General features: G+C 69.9%; 15 protein-coding genes. 10 read left to right on the forward strand and 5 right to left on the reverse strand.

Annotated features, from left to right (window positions below):
- Window position 1: 1 nt before the first annotated feature.
- Together AC0VYB_RS02500 and purD are read right to left on the reverse strand one after the other, a co-directional pair.
- Window positions 2–1,498 carry an aminobutyraldehyde dehydrogenase gene (locus tag AC0VYB_RS02500; protein WP_475385026.1) on the reverse strand — a complete coding sequence of 499 codons (1,497 nt, stop codon included), beginning with the start codon at window positions 1,496–1,498 and terminating at the stop codon, window positions 2–4.
- Between the two features lie 293 nt (window positions 1,499–1,791).
- Window positions 1,792–4,041, reverse strand: a complete 2,250-nt coding sequence (gene purD, locus AC0VYB_RS02505; protein ID WP_101624201.1) for a phosphoribosylamine--glycine ligase — start codon at window positions 4,039–4,041, stop codon at window positions 1,792–1,794.
- Window positions 4,042–4,074: 33 nt separating this feature from the next.
- On the opposite strand from purD, the gene AC0VYB_RS02510 reads away from it, so the two are divergent.
- Genes AC0VYB_RS02510 through AC0VYB_RS02525 form a run of 4 tightly spaced genes read left to right on the forward strand, consistent with a single transcriptional unit; the run spans window position 4,075 to window position 7,904 of the window.
- Window positions 4,075–5,151 carry an asparaginase gene (locus AC0VYB_RS02510; protein WP_101624200.1) on the forward strand — a complete coding sequence of 359 codons (1,077 nt, stop codon included), beginning with the start codon at window positions 4,075–4,077 and terminating at the stop codon, window positions 5,149–5,151.
- Between the two features lies 1 nt (window position 5,152).
- Window positions 5,153–5,554 (forward strand): sterol carrier family protein, encoded by a 402-nt coding sequence (locus tag AC0VYB_RS02515; RefSeq protein WP_009377610.1) that lies wholly within the window; start codon window positions 5,153–5,155, stop codon window positions 5,552–5,554.
- Entirely contained in the window at window positions 5,551–6,993 is a 1,443-nt protein-coding gene (locus AC0VYB_RS02520) for an aldehyde dehydrogenase family protein (protein ID WP_101624199.1), read from the forward strand. The genes AC0VYB_RS02515 and AC0VYB_RS02520 overlap by 4 nt, the downstream gene beginning before the upstream one ends.
- A complete protein-coding gene (locus AC0VYB_RS02525; protein WP_095376172.1) occupies window positions 6,990–7,904 on the forward strand; it encodes an EamA family transporter in 915 nt (304 codons plus the stop codon). The genes AC0VYB_RS02520 and AC0VYB_RS02525 overlap by 4 nt, the downstream gene beginning before the upstream one ends.
- Window positions 7,905–7,949: 45 nt before the next feature.
- On the opposite strand, the gene AC0VYB_RS02530 is transcribed toward AC0VYB_RS02525, so the two are convergent.
- Window positions 7,950–8,936, reverse strand: a complete 987-nt coding sequence (locus AC0VYB_RS02530) for a universal stress protein (RefSeq protein WP_101624198.1) — start codon at window positions 8,934–8,936, stop codon at window positions 7,950–7,952.
- Between the two features lie 136 nt (window positions 8,937–9,072).
- On the opposite strand from AC0VYB_RS02530, the gene AC0VYB_RS02535 reads away from it, so the two are divergent.
- Genes AC0VYB_RS02535 through purM form a run of 3 tightly spaced genes read left to right on the forward strand, consistent with a single transcriptional unit; the run spans window position 9,073 to window position 12,195 of the window.
- Window positions 9,073–9,555, forward strand: a complete 483-nt coding sequence (locus tag AC0VYB_RS02535) for a hypothetical protein (protein WP_197932306.1) — start codon at window positions 9,073–9,075, stop codon at window positions 9,553–9,555.
- 44 nt (window positions 9,556–9,599) lie between these two features.
- Window positions 9,600–11,081 carry an amidophosphoribosyltransferase gene (gene purF, locus AC0VYB_RS02540; protein ID WP_040341654.1) on the forward strand — a complete coding sequence of 494 codons (1,482 nt, stop codon included), beginning with the start codon at window positions 9,600–9,602 and terminating at the stop codon, window positions 11,079–11,081.
- A gap of 1 nt (window position 11,082) precedes the next feature.
- Window positions 11,083–12,195, forward strand: a complete 1,113-nt coding sequence (purM, locus tag AC0VYB_RS02545) for a phosphoribosylformylglycinamidine cyclo-ligase (protein WP_101624196.1) — start codon at window positions 11,083–11,085, stop codon at window positions 12,193–12,195.
- A 139-nt stretch (window positions 12,196–12,334) separates the two neighbouring features.
- On the opposite strand, the gene AC0VYB_RS02550 is transcribed toward purM, so the two are convergent.
- The gene (locus AC0VYB_RS02550; RefSeq protein ID WP_009377627.1) at window positions 12,335–12,559 is read right to left on the reverse strand and encodes a DUF3073 domain-containing protein; all 225 of its coding nucleotides are present in this window, start codon (window positions 12,557–12,559) and stop codon (window positions 12,335–12,337) included.
- Window positions 12,560–12,687: 128 nt separating this feature from the next.
- On the opposite strand from AC0VYB_RS02550, the gene AC0VYB_RS02555 reads away from it, so the two are divergent.
- The 3 genes from AC0VYB_RS02555 (at window position 12,688) to AC0VYB_RS02565 (ending at window position 15,248) form a co-directional block, all read left to right on the forward strand.
- A complete protein-coding gene (locus tag AC0VYB_RS02555; RefSeq protein WP_009377628.1) occupies window positions 12,688–13,503 on the forward strand; it encodes a DUF8083 family protein in 816 nt (271 codons plus the stop codon).
- Window positions 13,504–13,758: 255 nt separating this feature from the next.
- Window positions 13,759–14,364 carry a hypothetical protein gene (locus tag AC0VYB_RS02560; RefSeq protein ID WP_101624195.1) on the forward strand — a complete coding sequence of 202 codons (606 nt, stop codon included), beginning with the start codon at window positions 13,759–13,761 and terminating at the stop codon, window positions 14,362–14,364.
- Window positions 14,361–15,248, forward strand: a complete 888-nt coding sequence (locus AC0VYB_RS02565) for a hypothetical protein (RefSeq protein ID WP_227007003.1) — start codon at window positions 14,361–14,363, stop codon at window positions 15,246–15,248. Before AC0VYB_RS02560 ends, AC0VYB_RS02565 begins: the two co-directional genes overlap by 4 nt.
- On the opposite strand, the gene AC0VYB_RS02570 is transcribed toward AC0VYB_RS02565, so the two are convergent.
- On the reverse strand, window positions 15,169–16,119 hold the full coding sequence (locus AC0VYB_RS02570) for a LysR family transcriptional regulator (RefSeq protein ID WP_095376170.1): 951 nt from the start codon (window positions 16,117–16,119) through the stop codon (window positions 15,169–15,171). The two genes, AC0VYB_RS02565 and AC0VYB_RS02570, sit on opposite strands and share 80 nt — an antisense overlap.
- Window positions 16,120–16,139: the final 20 nt, after the last annotated feature.

Genomic DNA, 16,139 nt, shown 5'->3' on the forward strand with positions numbered 1-16,139 from the left:
ATCACGTCGTGAAGATCGTGTCCTGCCACGCGTGGTGCGGGTCCTCATGCTGGTCGATGAAGACGTGCTTGATCTGGGTGTACTCGTCGAACGAGTACTGGCTCATGTCCTTGCCGAAGCCGGACGCCTTGTACCCGCCGTGCGGCATGTCGGAGACGATCGGGATGTGCTCGTTGATCCACACGCACCCGGCCTCGATGTCCGCCGCGGCCCGCAGCGCCCGGTTCGTCGACCGGGTCCAGGCGCTCGCCGCGAGCCCGTACGGGGTGTCGTTGGCGAGCGCGATCGCCTCGTCGTCGGTGTCGAAGGGGACCGCGACGAGGACGGGTCCGAAGATCTCGTCCCGCCACACCTCGGCGTCGGTGTCGATGCCGGTGATGAGCGTCGGAGCGTAGTAGGCCGTCGACTCGGGGTCTCCGGGAAGATCCCCGCCGAGGTGGTCCCGGGTGGGGATCTGCCCGCCGGTGCGGATCGTCGCCCCGGCCTCCCGGGCGCGCTCGACCATCGCGGCGACGCGGTCGCGGTGGGTGAGCGAGATGAGCGAGCCCATGTCGGTGGCCGGTTCGGCCGGGTCGCCGAGGCGCACGCCTGCCATGAGCTCGGCGACACGGTCGGTGAAGGCCTCGAAGTGTTCGGCGGCGACGATCGCGCGGGTCGCCGCGGTGCAGTCCTGTCCGGAGTTGATGAGCGAGCCGGCCACGGCGCCGCGGGCTGCGGCTTCGATATCGGCGTCGGCGAAGACGACGAGCGGGGCCTTGCCGCCGAGTTCGAGGTGGACGCGGGCCCCCTTGCGTGCGGCGAGATCCATGATCCGCCGGCCCACGGGAGTCGATCCGGTGAATGAGGTCATGACGACGTCGGGATGGGTGACGAGCGCTTCGCCGGCGTCCCGGCCGTCACCGGCGATGACGTTGATGACTCCGGGTGGGAATCCGGCTGCGGTGGCCGCCTCGGCGAGGATGAGGGAGGTCCCCGGTGTCATCTCCGAGGTCTTGAGGACGATCGTGTTGCCCGCGGCCACGGCAGGGAGGATCTTCCACGCCGCCATCTGCAGCGGGTAGTTCCACGGGGCGATCGAACCGACCACCCCGAGGGGCTCCCGACGGATCATCGACGTCGACTTCTCCCAGTACGTGCCTGCCGACAGGCCGGTGAGCTGCCGGGCGGCGCCGGCGAAGAACCGGGCGTTGTCGATCGACCCGGGGACGTCGAACTCGGTGGCCAGACGGATCGTCTTGCCCGTCTGCGCCGACTCGAGGGCCGCGATCTCCTCGCTGCGCGCCTCGAGCTCGTCGGCGAGGCCGAGGAGGAGGTCGGCGCGCTCGCCCGGAGTGAGCGCCTTGAACGCCGGGTACGCCGCCTTCGCGGCAGCGACGGCCTCGTCGACGCCGTCAGCGGTGGCGAGCCGATACGTACCGGTCGTCGCTGCCGTGGCGGGGTTCGTCAGGGTGAACGGTGCTCCCCGTCCCTCGTGCTGTTCGCCGTTCCAGTGGTGCATGCATATCGGTTCCCGCCTTGTGCGTGTGGACCTGCGCCGGTGATGCGGTGTGGCGCGGGTCACTGTTTCGGATCACAGTAACGGATTTCGCTCATGAGTTCCACTAGATCCGTCGTATGAGACCGGAAGTGACGGGAGAACGCTTGCCGAAAGCGCGAATGACCTGCTGAAACAGTGGTCCGCCGAGGTGGTGACGAGGTGAGGCGCCCACCGACGAGCAGATGACGCTGAGTGTCGATTCCTCAGTCGGAAACCGACACTCAGCGTCCTCAACTCGTGTTGGAGGCGCGGGATTACGCGGGGAAGGACTCGCCGGTGAGCGTCTCGAACGCCTCGATGTAGCGGGCGCGGGTCTTCTCGACCACCTCGGCGGGCAGGGCCGGCGGGGGAGTGTCCGAGGACCTGTCCCACCCGGACTCGGTCGTCAGCCAGTCGCGGACGAACTGCTTGTCGAAGCTCGCCTGCACGGTGCCGGGCGCGTAGGACTCGGCGTCCCAGAAGCGGGAGGAGTCGGGAGTGAGGACCTCGTCGGCGAGGACGATCGTCCCGTCGGGCAGCGTCCCGAACTCGAACTTCGTGTCGGCGAGCACGATGCCGCGCTCCCGGGCGATCTCCTCGGCGCGGGAGTAGATGTTCAGGGTGAGGTCGCGGATCCGCTTGGCCTGGTCGGCGCCGATGGTCTCGGCGACCTGCTCGAAGGACACGTTCTCGTCGTGGTCGCCCAGTGCGGCCTTCGTCGCCGGGGTGAAGATCGGCGGCTCGAGCCTGTCGGCCTCGGTGAGACCCGCGGGCAGCTCGACGCCGCACACGGCACCCGTCTCCCGGTAGTCGCTCAGGCCGGAGCCGGTGAGGTAGCCGCGGGCGACGCACTCGACGGGGATCATCGTGAGGTTCTGGACGATGAGCCCGCGCCCGCGCACGGCCGCGGGGACGTCGGTGCTGATGACGTGGTTGCCGATGATGTCGGACAGCTGATCGAACCACCACAGGCTCAGCCCGGTGAGCACCCGGCCCTTGTCGGGGATCTCGGTGTCGAGGACCCAGTCGTAGGCGGAGATCCGGTCCGAGGCGACCATGAGCAGGCGCTCGGCCGAGGCGATGTCTGCTGCGTCCTCGGGGATGTAGAGGTCACGGACCTTGCCCGAGTACACGTGAGTCCAGCCCGGGAGCACCGGGGCATCAGAGCCGGGCGCTGCGGTGGGAGCGGTGTCACTCGAACCGGCAGGGCCTGCCTCCGCTCCTGCCTCGGGGGCGGCATAGATGTCGGCGACTTCGATCGTCCCGGCCGCGGCCGCCTCGGCGATGTCCGTGCGGTGCTGCTCGCCGTCCCAGGAGATCTCGTCGACGGCGGCGTACGCTCGGGCCCGTGCCTCGTCGAGGTCGGCGCCGAGGGCGACGACCGAGAGGACGCGTCCCCCGGCGGTGAGGACGTCGCCGGCGCCGTCCTCGGACGTGCGGGTGCCGGCGTGGAGGACGGAGACGTCCTCGCGGGCGTCGGCGGCCTCGAGTCCGGCGATGACATCGCCCGTGCGAGGGCTCTCCGGGTAGCCTTCGGCGGCCATGACGACGGTGACCGCGGTGCGCGGATCCCAGTCGAGCTCGCCGACCTCGTCGAGGCGGCCCTCGGCGGCGGCGAGCAGCGGCTGCCCGAGCGGGGTGCGCAGGCGGGCGAGGACGGACTGGGTCTCGGGGTCGCCGAAGCGGACGTTGAATTCGACGACGCGCAGGCCCTTCGAGGTCAGGGCCAGCCCGCAGTAGAGGAGACCGGTGAACGGGGTGCCGCGGCGGGCCATCTCGTCGACGACGGGCTGGGCGACGGTGCTGACGATGCCCTCGACCATGCCCGCAGGTGCCCACGGCAGCGGCGAGTAGGCGCCCATGCCGCCGGTGTTCGGTCCCGAGTCGCCGTCGCCGATGCGCTTGAAGTCCTGGGCGGGGGCGAGCGGCACGGTCCGGGACCCGTCGCAGAGGACGAAGAGGGAGACCTCGGGTCCGTCGAGGTAGTCCTCGATGACGACCCGGTCGGAGACCTCGAGGCACGAGTGCGCGTGGTCGAGGGCTGCCTGCCGGTCGGTGGTGACGACGACGCCCTTGCCCGCGGCGAGCCCGTCGGCCTTGACGACGTACGGGGCGCCGAAGTCGTCGATCGCAGCGGCCGCCTCGTCTGTGGTGTAGGCGACGACGGTGCGCGCGGTCGGCACCCCCGCCGCCTCCATGATCTCCTTGGCAAACGCCTTCGAGCCTTCGAGGTGTGCGGCCTCGGCGCTCGGACCGAAGACCGGGAACGAGGCCTCACGCAGGGCGTCGGCGACCCCGGCGACGAGCGGGGCCTCGGGTCCGACGACGACGAGGTCGACGTCGAGGCGTTCGGCGAGCGCGGTCACCGCCTGCGCGTCGGAGGCGTCGAGCGCCTCGGTGTGGGCGATCGCCGCGATCCCCGGATTCCCGGGGGCGGCGATGACGGCGTCGACCTGGGGGTCGCGGCTGAGAGCAAGGACGAGGGCATGTTCGCGGGAGCCCGACCCGATGACGAGAACCTTCACACGACCAGCCTATAAGGTCGTACGCTTGAGTGCGTGAGCCTCTCCACCTTCACCCCCGCCGAGGCGGTCGAGCTCGCCGTCGTCGAGCGCAGCGGATTCGTCGAGTCCCGTCACCTCGGTTCCGCCGTCGTCCTCGACCCTGACGGGTCCCCGGCGCTCAGCCTCGGGTCGCCCACTGCCCCGATCTTCACCCGCTCGAGCCTCAAACCGCTTCAGGCGCTCGCCGCGATGTCGCTCGGCGCCGACCTCACCGGGACCGCGGCGGCGCTCGCCACCGCCTCCCACCGCTCAGAGGCCGGGCACGTCGAGACCGTGACCGCGATGCTTGAGTCCGCGGGACTGAGCGCCGACGACCTCCGGTGCCCCTCCGTCCACCCCGCCGACGGGGCCTACCGGCGCAGCCTCGCCGAGGCGGGAGACCCGATCTCGCCCGTGCACTTCAACTGCTCCGGCAAACACGCAGCCTTCCTCCGTGCCGCCCACGCCGTCGGTGCGGACACCGCGAGCTACCTCGATCCCGCCCATCCCGTCCAGGTCCGGGTCGCCGAGGTGGTCGCCGCCTTCGCCGAGGAAACGCCGCCCGCGGTCGGCACCGACGGGTGCGGGGCTCCCGTGTTCGCGCTCAGTCTCACCGGTCTCGCCCGGGCGATCGGCCGCGTCGTCGGCCTCGGTTCAGCTGTGCCCGGATCTGCGACACCCGGATCCGTGGCACCCGGGCTCGCCGACTTCGCCGACCACGCCCGCACCCTCATCGAGGCGGTGTTCGCGCAGCCGTGGGCGATCGAAGGGCACGGGCGACCGAACACGACGGTCATCGAGCGCCTCGGCGTCTTCGCGAAGGGCGGTGCCGAAGGCGTCATCGTCATGGCCACCCGGGACGGTCACGCCGTTGCGCTCAAATGCCTCGACGGCTCGTCGCGAGCCACCGGCCTCGTCGCCCTCACCCTGCTTCGGCGGGCGGGTGCCCTGCCGGAGGTCGGCGACGACGAACTCGCCGAGGTCGCCCGTCTCATCACCGAGCCCGTCACGGGAGGCACGGATTCCGAGGGGCGGACAGCGGTCGTCGGCACCGTGCGCGTGAGCGAAGATGCAGCAGGAGGAGGGAGCTGAGATGGCGATTCGACGACGGATAGACCCCGACGAGGGCAGGCGCGCACTCGAGATGTGGGTGGCCCACGCAGACGCCGACGCAGCCCCGGGCGATCGGGCGACACTGGCGACCGCGGTGCGCTACACCCTCGAGGAGCTCGCCTCCCGCGCCGAGGGCAACAGCGTCGAGGTCCGGGTCCCGCCCTTCGGCGTCACCCAGTGCATCCCCGGCCCCCGGCACACCCGCGGCACCCCGCCCAATGTCGTCGAGACCTCCGCCGAGGTGTGGCTCGACCTCGTCACCGGACGCACTGACTTCGCCGAGGCGCTCGCCGCCGGCACCGTCGACGCCTCGGGCACCCGCGCCGACCTCTCCGACTTCGTTCCGCTCTTCACCTCAGCCGAGCTCGAAGGACCGCGATGAGCGCCCAGATCACCAAGACGACCTCGTTCATCGGCGGCCGACACGTGCCCTCGCTGACGACATACGCGAACATCGACCCTGCCACCGGCGACCACCTCGGCGACGTCTCCCGGGGCGGTGCGGACGAGGTCGACCGGGCGGTCAAGGCGGCGGCGAAGGCACAGCGGGAGTGGAAGCGCTCGAGCCCCGAGCAGCGCTCCCGTCTCCTCGTCACCACCGCCGAGGCGATCCGCACCCACCGCGACGAACTCGCGCGCATCGAATCCGAGGACACGGGCAAACCGCTCACCCAGGCCTACGCCGACGTCGATGTGTGCGCCCGCTACTTCGAGTTCTACGGGCACACCATCGAGGCGTACTACGGCACGACGATCCCGCTGGCCGAGGACATGCACGTCTACACGCGCCGCGAACCCTACGGGGTGACCGGGCACATCGTCGCGTGGAACTACCCGCTCCAGCTCATCGGCCGGGCTGCGGCCACTTCGCTGGCCACTGGCAACTGCGCGGTCGCCAAACCCGCCGATGAGACGCCCCGGTCGACCGTTCGCCTCGCCGAGCTCCTCCACTCCGTCGGGTTCCCCGCAGGGGCCTTCAACGTCGTCACCGGTCTCGGCGCCGAGGCGGGGGCGGCTCTGGCCGCGCATCACGGCGTCGCCCACCTCGGCTTCGTCGGCTCCACGGAGGTCGGTGCGCAGATCGCCCACGCCGCGGCCGAGAGGGTCGTGCCGACGATCCTCGAACTCGGCGGGAAGTCGGCGAACATCGTCTTCGCCGACGCCGATATCGATGCGGCGATCCCCTCGCTCGTGCGCTCGATCATCCAGAACGCCGGACAGACGTGTTCGGCCGGAGCCCGCCTCATCGTCGCCCGCGAGGTCCATGCCGAGGTCATCGAGAAGCTCGCTGCGGCCATGGAGCAGGTGACGATCGGCCACGGACTCGACGACCCGATGCTCGGCCCGCTCATCTCGGTGGGGCAGCAGGCCCGGGTCGAGGGCTTCCTCACCGACATCGGCGACGCCCGCATCGTCACCGGTGGGTCCCGTCCGCAGGGACTGGCCGACGACCTCGGCGGGGGTGCCTTCATCGCCCCGACCCTCGTCGACGGCGTCACCCCGGGGTCGACGATCGCCCAGCAGGAGGTGTTCGGCCCCGTCGTCGTCGCGATGACCTTCGCCGACGACGAGGAGGCCGTGGACCTGGCCAACGGCACCGAGTACGGTCTCGTCTCCGCCCTGTGGACCCGGGAGCTCTCCCGTGCCCACCGGATCGCCGCCGAGGTGGAGGCCGGGCAGGTCTTCGTCAACACCTACGGGGCCGGCGGGGGAGTCGAACTGCCCTTCGGCGGGTTCAAGAAGTCAGGGTACGGCCGCGAGAAGTCGATCGAGGCCCTCGACGAGTACACGCAGACGAAGACGGTCGTCATCAGACTGTGACTCCGGCGGTCCTCACCCTGGTGCTCGTCGCCGCGGTCGCCCACGCCGTGTGGAACCTCGCGGCGAAGACCGTCGCCGGCAAGGGCTATGCGTTCGTCCTCGCCTACCACGGGCTCTCCGCGATCCTGCTCGCCCCGATCGCGATCTGGCTCGTCGCCACCGGTGCGCAGCCGCTGGACTGGGCGCTCATCATCGCAGCGCTCGTCTCCGCTGTTCTCCACATCGGGTACTCGATCTCCCTGCAGTCCGGCTACGACCACGCACCGCTCGGGGTCGTCTACCCCAGCGCCCGGGGGTTCGGGCCGGTGCTCACGATCATCGTCGCCGTCGCCTTCCTCGGGGAGAGGCCGAGCGGGTTCGAGATCACCGGGGCCCTCATCGTCCTCGCCGGCATCGCCGTCGTCACGCTCCAGCCGCGCCGGACCACCGGTCAGCCGCGCGGGATCACCGGGCGGGCGGGGTCCGCCGGCGTCGTCCGGGGCCTCGCGTGGGGCGGTCTCATCGGGGCGTTCATCGCCGCCTACACTCTCTGGGACGACTTCGCCGTCAACCACATCACCGGCTCCCCGCTGCTCTACTTCGCCGTCTCCGAGGTATGCGTGGCGCTGGTCATGGGCGCGGGCATCGTCACGCTTCCCGGTGGGGCGAGCAGGCGGGCGGACCTCCGGTCGATCGTCACCGAGCACAGGTGGGCGCTCATCACGGTCGCGGTCCTCTCCCCGGTCGCCTACCTGCTCGTCCTCTATGCGATGCAGCGCGCCCCGGTCTCCCTCGTCGCACCGGTGCGCGAGACGTCGATCATCGTCGGCACCCTGCTCGCGTGGTGGTTCTTCGGTGAGCGGGGTGTGGCCGCGAAGCTCATCGGTGCGATCGTCGTCGTCGCCGGCATCGGCCTCATCGCTCTCGGCTGAGCGGACGATGAGCGGACGACGAGCGGGTCAGCCTTCGGCTGTGCCTCAGCTCTTGGCGGCCTTCTTCCGACGGGGGACGCGGACGACGCGGACGGGGCAGAGCGCATGCGCGAGGACACCCTGCGAGGTCGACCCGAGGAGTGTCGCGGCGAAGCCGCTGCGCCCGCGCGAGCCGATGACCATCTGGTCGGCCGTCTGGGTCGCCGCGACGAGGACCTCCGTGGCCGGGGCGTCGCAGATCGTCCAGCGGACGTCGAGGTCGGGGAACTCGTCGCGCAGGGTCGCGGAGGCGAGTTCGAACCCGGCTGCGGCCTCGTCGTAGAGCTTCGTCAGGTGCTCTTCGCTCGGCAGCCACTCGGGGGAGAGGATGTGGGCGGCGGTGACGCCGACGAGGTGGAGGGGCTTGCCGTAGATGCGGGCCTGCTCGGCGCCGGCGCGCAGCACCGGGCTGTCGGTGTCGAAGGGGTCGAGGCCGGCGACGATCTGCCCCGTGAACTCGGGATGAGCGCCCGGGCCCTTCGAGGCGTCGACCGTCGGACCCTCCTGCGAGGTGCGCACGGGCGGTTCGATGGGGTTGTGCTCATCGTGCGGCGGGCGCTCGGGCCATGTGGTCGGGATGACGACGGTCGGGCAGTGCGCGTGCGCGGGCATCGCGAGCGCCACCGAGCCGAGCAGGCGACCGGAGAACCCGCCGTGGCCGCGGGCGCCGACGACGGCGAGGTCGGCGTTCGTCGATGCGTCGATGAGGACGCCGGAGGCGTCTCCGGAGGAGACGAGGGTCGACACGGGGACTCCGGCTTCGGTGACGACGGCGGCGGCCGCCTCGGCGAGCTGCTTCGTCGAGTCCTTGACGGTGGTGTCGAAGTCGGCCGGGTAGACGATGTCGGCCCGGCTCATGTTCACTCCGGGGACCGTGTACGCGGCGATGAGGCGGATCTGCGCGCCGGTGAGCTGGGCGTGGTCGATGGCCCAGTTGAGCGCACAGCGGCTGTTGGCGGAGCCGTCGATTCCGACGATGATCGTTTCTGACATGTCCACCCCTTGTGAGAGCCTTCGCGTATCGTCTCCTCAGTCTATGGGATTGCCTGGGAATCGGGGCAGGGCCGCTGGACTAGACTGTGTGCGACTTCGTCGGCCCGGCCGACGCCATCCCCCGCGCAAGGAGATCATGAAGGACCAGATCGACGTCTCGGTGCGTCGCAGCCCCAAGTACGCCGCGTTCATGGCCGTGGGCGCGATCCTCGGCGTCCTCGTCGCCGGACTGCTCACGCTCGTCGTCGATCCCAGTGAGATCCCCGCGGAGACGACCGTGGCCAAGGGCGCGGGCCTCCTCGTCGTCTTCCTCGGCATCATCGGCCTCTTCCTCGGCGGCCTCGTCGCGCTCCTCCTCGACTGGCGCGGCCGGCGCAGGGCCCGCGAATTCCGGGTTGAGGCGCAGATCGACATGGTCGACGATCCCAAGGCCGTCGCCGCCCGGCGTCTCGCGGAGATGCGCGGTGAGCCGGTCCCCGATCCCGGGACCGAACCCGGCCCCGAGGCGGGCGGTGAGTCCCCGGATTCCCCCGCCGAGGCGGCCCCCGGGACTCCTGCCGACGACACCGGCGACCGGGGTGACCTGGGACGCTCCGAACGGCCGGGTTCCGGCGCCTGAGGCGGCGGTCGGCGGCCCTCCGGCAGTGTGAGACAATTCTTCACGTGGCAAGAGGAGACGGGCAGCTGACCCACGAAATCGACCCCCTGGACCGCGGCCCACAGGACGCCTGTGGAGTGTTCGGAGTCTGGGCTCCGGGCGAGGAAGTCGCCAAACTTTCGTACTTCGGGCTCTACGCCCTCCAGCACCGCGGGCAGGAGTCCGCGGGCATCGCCGCCTCGAACGGCAGCCAGATCCTCATCTACCGGGACATGGGACTCGTCTCCCAGGTGTTCCAGGAGCGCGATCTCGAACTCCTCCAGGGACACATCGCCGTCGGGCACACCCGGTACTCGACGACGGGATCGCCGTCGTTCGAGAACGCCCAGCCGACGCTCGGACCGACCCCGTTCGGCACGGTGGCGCTCGCCCACAACGGCAACCTCACGAACTTCGACGAGCTCGAGGCCCTCGCCGACTCCCGCAGCGACCACGCGCACCGTGTCGTCGCCGAGGCGACGAAGAAGCGCACCCGCACCCGGGCCTTCCGCGACTCGTCCAACGACACCTCACTCGTCACCGAGCTCTTCGCGACCGAGCAGGGCGAGGACCTCACCGACGCCGCGCTCAAACTCCTGCCGCAGGTCGAAGGCGCGTTCTCGCTCGTCTTCATGGACGAGAACACGCTCTACGCCGCCCGCGACCCGCAGGGCGTGCGACCGCTCTCGCTCGGCCGCCTCTCCACTGGGTGGGTCGTCGCCTCGGAGACCGCGGCCCTCGACATCGTCGGCGCCTCGCACGTGCGCGACGTCGAACCCGGTGAACTCATCGCCATAGACGAGGACGGACTGCGCTCGTTCCGCTTCGCCGAGGAGAAGCAGGCCCGCTGCGTCTTCGAGTACGTCTACCTCGCTCGTCCCGACAGCGTCCTCGACGGGCAGATCGTCCACGGCGCGCGCACGGAGATGGGACGCAGGCTCGCCCGGGAGTACCCGGTCGACGCCGACCTCGTCATCGCCACCCCCGAGTCGGGCACTCCCGCCGCCGTCGGCTACGCCGAGGAGTCCGGGATCCCGTTCGGACAGGGGCTGATGAAGAACGCGTACGTCGGACGGACGTTCATCCAGCCTTCGCAGACGCTGCGCGAACTCGGCATCCGCCTCAAACTCAACCCGATCCGCGAGAACATCGAGGGCAAGCGCCTCGTTGTCGTCGACGACTCGATCGTGCGCGGCAACACGCAGCGGGCGCTTGTGCGCATGCTCCGGGAGGCCGGGGCCAAGGAGATCCACATCCGCATCTCCTCCCCGCCGGTCAAATGGCCCTGCTACTACGGCATCGACTTCGCCACCCGTGCCGAGCTCATCGCCAACGGTCTGGGCGTCGAGGAGATCTGCACCTCGCTCGGCGCCGATTCGCTCGGCTACATCTCCCTCGACGGGATGATCGAGGCGACACGGCAGAAGCGCGACCAGCTGTGCACCGCCTGCTTCTCCGGCGAGTACCCGATTCCCGTCAACACCACCCCCGTCGACAAAGGATGCTGAGTTGAGCCACGACGACAATGCTGTGGAGGCTGCCCCGCAGTCCACGACCTATGCCGCGGCCGGCGTCGACGTCGAAGCCGGCGACCGGGCCGTCGAACTGATGAAGTCAGCGGTCGCCGCCACCCACAACGCCAGCGTCGTTGGCGGCGTCGGCGGGTTCGCGGGACTCTTCGACGTCTCCGTCCTCAAGGACTACACGCGTCCGCTGCTCGCGACGTCGACCGATGGGGTGGGCACGAAGGTCGCGATCGCCCAGGCGCTCGACATCCACGACACGATCGGCTTCGACCTCGTCGGCATGGTCGTCGACGACATCATCGTGTGCGGCGCGAAGCCGCTGTTCATGACCGACTACATCGCGTGCGGGAAGGTCCACGCCGAACGCATCGCCGCGATCGTCCGCGGCATCGCCGAGGCCTGCGCGCAGGCCGATGTCGCGCTCGTCGGCGGTGAGACCGCGGAGCACCCGGGTCTCCTCGGCGTCGACGAGTACGACGTCGCGGGCGCTGCGACCGGTGTCGTCGATGCCGAGAACCTCCTCGGGCCCGACAAGGTCACCGCCGGAGACGTCCTCATCGCCCTGCCGTCCTCAGGGATCCACTCCAACGGGTACTCGCTCGTCCGGCACATCATCGCCGAGGCGGGATGGACGCTCGACCGTGAGGTCCCCGAGTTCGGGCGCACCCTCGGCGAGGAGCTGCTCGTTCCCACCCATGTCTACACGGGCGAGCTCAACGCGCTCTTCACCGCGCTGCCCGGTGCCGTCCACGCCGTCTCGCACGTCACCGGCGGGGGACTCTCGGCCAACGTCGCCCGGGTGCTGCCGCCCGGACTCGTCGCCGCGATGTCGCGCGACTCGTGGGAGATCCCCGCGGTCTTCTCCGTCCTCGGCGACCTGGGCGGGGTGCCGCGCGCCGACCGCGAGAGGACCTGGAACCTCGGTGTCGGCATGGTCCTCGTCACGGCCGCCGAGGCCGCCGACGAGGTGCTCGCCGCCAGCCCCGGGTCGTGGGTCCTCGGCGAGGTCCGCACCGACGACGGGGCACTGGCCACAGAGCTCGACTACGTCCAGGGCGCGAAGGGCGTCGACGGGGGAGCGGCGATCCTCCGCTGACGGGCCGCAGCCGGCGGGCGTCCGCCGGCGGGCCACAGCCGCACGCGCGGCGAGCTGCGCACACGGAAGAGGGGCGGAGACCGAAGTCTCCGCCCCTCTCTCAGTGTCTGAGTTCAGCGTGTGTGATCAGCGTCTGCGATCAGGACCGGCGCTCGGAGTAGTCGTCGTCGTCTTCGTCGTCGACGTTGTACTTGTCCGCGTACTCGGAGTAGTCAGGCTCATCGTCGTAGGGATCGGAGGCGCCGGACTTCTGCGAGTCGGAGCCAAGCTCTTCTTGGAGACGATTCAGGTCGGTGTCCGGGCTGTAGTACTTGAGCTTCCGGGCTACCTTGATCTGCTTTGCCTTTGCGCGGCCGCGACCCACTGGCGTGACCCCCTCCGTCGTCATGTGGGGTGTGCAACCCCGGACTAGATCTCTGCTATGCGCTTAAATCCTACCTGTTCGCGGTGGGAAGTTCCATTTCGCGAACCGACCTTGGATAGGGTGATCCCATGTCCTACAGTCGCGAATATCTCGTCTCCCTGCGGATCTTCGAACCCATCGTGGTTCATTCCGAATTGCAAGACAGGCAGGTCGAGGACAACCGTGCGCGCATCGAGGCGCAGGTGGCCGATGACGCGGATCAGCGCCTGATCTCGCTTCCTCCTAGCCCGGTCGCCGAGTCGTTCCGGAACACACCGATCTTCCTTCCCGCGTCTCAGACCCCGGACGGAGTGGATCGGTTCTCGCCCGCGCAGGAGGACATCCGCGGGTGGGAGGCCCTCGAATCGCTCACCGAGCACACGTCGAAGGCGACCCTTGACATCATCGCTCCGAAGTCCGCGCGCAGGCGCGCGGCGAGCCTGCGTGCGGAGTGGCTCCAGGACACCAAGGACACGCGGATCTTCGCTCGGGTCTCGGCGTGGGATGTGCCCCCGGCGTGGTGGCTGTTCTTTTCCCTCGGGGAGGACCAGGTGATCACCGAGGAGACCGACGAGGGGCTGCGGGTGCTCATCCGCACCGACATCCTCGCCGCCTCGGCGCGTATGGAATGGGCGTCGGAGACCATTGCGGAGAAGTCGAAGGTCGTCGACATGGTCGAGCAGACGAGCGTGCTCGCGCAGTGGATCGACAGCTTCGACATGAACTCGATCCTCGAACTCGACCTCGGCGGGATGAGCGAGGTGCTCTGGCCCAACGAGGGTCCCGAGCTCGTCGACGCGTGGGTGACGGCGCTGAGCAATGACGACCTCGAATCCGCGACCGCCGCGTTCCAGAAGTACGCGGCGGCGTGGGAGCAGCTCAACCTCTACGCCCGCGGTTCGTGACCGACCGTCCCCGGCAGCCCTGCGAGCGCTGAGCAACCCGGTGCCGGGTTGCCCAGCGCCCGGAGGGCTGCCGAGAGTGCGAGATTCCGGCCACAGGTGCCTCGCTCGCTGAGCGTCGGTCGTGACCCGGGACGCTACGATTGTCTCCGAGATCGACGAGGTGGGGCCCCTGCATCGTCTGAGAACACCGTCCGCGCAGCCCAGGTGCCGGACTGAGGGACCGACCGCGGCATGAGAAGGTGAACCCCGCAGCACATGGATGAGAAGAAGCGCCGACTCCTCACGAGCACCCCGCCCGGCGAGCCCCCGACGGACGCCTCCGGAGTGACGGACGCCCCCGGAACCGCGGATGCCTCCGGCGCGTCAGCCGCCTCGGCGAAGGCAGGGGCCGCGAAGGCCCGCACTGGGAAGTCCCCGAAGCCGATGTCGAGGATCGGCATGGGCTGGCGCATCGGGGCGACGGCGATCGCCCTCGTCATCCTCACGGCGGGGCAGTTCCTCAATACCAACGACTTCTTCCCGCTCGGCTCGCTCACGCAGTACGCGACGGCGAAGGATCTCAACGGTGAGGTGAATTCGACGTGCATCGCCGCGCAGTTCCCCGGCGAGGACGAGCCGACCAAGCTCGCGTTCAACATCGACACGGTCGGCATCGAACGCGGCGACGTCGAGTCCCAGCTGCCGCGGGTCATCGCGAACCCCGAGCTGCTCCAGACGCTCGCGGACTCCTACATCCGCCTCCACCCCGGCCAGCCCGAACCCGAGCGGATGATCCTCTGCCGTACGACCACGCAGCTCGAGAACGGGCGCAGCGTCGGCGAACCGGTGACGAAGGTCCTCGCGGAATGGGAGGTGCGATGAGCCCGGCCCCCGCCGCAGCGCCCGGCACAGCGCCGGACACCCGCAATGCGTTCCTCCGCTGGTTCATGCCGCAGCTCCCGCTCGCCCGGGTCGCGGTCTTCCGCGTTGTCATCTACCTCTTCATCATCATCGACGTCCTCACGATCTCCGCCGACGTCATCCCGCACGGCTGGACGCCCGAGCTCTACCAGCCGCTGTGGCTGGCCCGGGTGCTCGGCATCCCTCCGGTGAGCGTGCTCGGCGCGCAGCTCCTGCTCGCCGCGATCATCGTCTTCTCCCTCCTCGCCGCCGCCGGCATCCTTCAGCGCATCAGCGGCTGGGCGGTCGCGGTCACCTTCGGGCTGTGGATGTTCTACACGCAGGGCTACGGGTACGTCGCCCACGATCACATGGCGCTCGTCATCGCCTCCGTCGTCCTCCCCACGGTCGGCGTCGCGCGGTTCCGGGACGGGGGAGCCACCTCGGCGAAGGCGGGATGGGCGCTGCGGGTCGTCCAGATCGCCGTCGTCCTCACGTACTTCTACTCCGTGCTCATGAAGTGGATCGCCTCGGGCAACATCACGCACTGGGCCAACGGCGCGGTGATCATCTGGGCGCTCATGCGCCGCGGCGCGGAGTGGTCGAAGCCGTTCCTCGAGATGCCCGGCCTCCTCATCGCCGCGCAGTGGGCGACGCTCGCCTTCGAGTTCCTCTCTCCGATCGCGCTCTTCCTCAAGGGCAAGTGGCTCTACTTCGTCGTCGCGTTCTTCTGCCTCTTCCACCTCATGACGTACTTCGCTCTCGGCATCCACTTCCTGCCCACCGTCATCTGCTGGGCGGCGTTCCTGCCTCTGGAGAAGCTCGTCCCTCGTCGGTTCGCTTCAGGGCGTCGAGCACGCGCCTGACGGCGACGCGCTCGGCGGTGTCCGGGCGCATGACCGCGACGACCCACCGCCTCGTCGCGACCCCGGTGAGCGGGATGAGGGTGATGCCGGCATTCCGCGGGGTCGTGTATCGGGGGAGGAGCGCGAGCTGGTCCGAGGAGGCGACGATCGCCTCGATGAGGCGGTTGTCCCGGATCCGTTGGACGACGTCGAGGTCGCGACCGGTGACGTGCTCGATCGAGGTGAGAACGGAGTTGAACGGGTAGCCGATCGGAACCCCCACCCACTGCCAGTCGACGACATCGGTCGGGTGCAGTGACGTGCGCCCGGCGAGCGGGTGGGCGTCGGCGACGGCGACGTCGATCGGCTCCCTCGCCAGGGGGACGACGGTGAGTCCCTCGGTGCCCGCCGGCCGGGCCGAGACGAGGCTGTGGGCGATGACGATGTCGACCTCACTCGTCAGCCCTGCGAACTCGTGTTCGGCGAGGTCGACGTCGTGGGTGCGCAGGACGATTCCCGGGTGCGTGTCGGCGAGCTCACGCAGCGCATCGGGCAGGAGGTGGGTGAGCGCGCTCGGCAGTCCGGACAGGGTGATCTCCCCGACCGGTTCGCCGAGGTGGCCCTCCCAGTCCGCCTGCACGCGGGCGATCGCGCGGGCCACGTCCCGCCCGCCCGCGGCGAGCAGTCGGCCCGCGGCAGTGAGCCTGAGTCCGCGGCCGGCGGGTTCGACAAGAGCGTGGCCGAGTTCGCGGGCAGCCTGCCTGAGCTGCTGGGAGACCGCCGAGGGCGTGCGGTGGCTGAGACGGGCGACCTCGGTGACGCTGCCGTGCTCATCGAGGGCGCGGAGCAGTTCGAGGTGCCGCGGATCGAGGGCACGCTGCTCGGGGACCATGAAGTCATGCTACACAGTCG

It is taken from the genome of Brevibacterium sp. Z349TD_9, assembly GCF_056173565.1.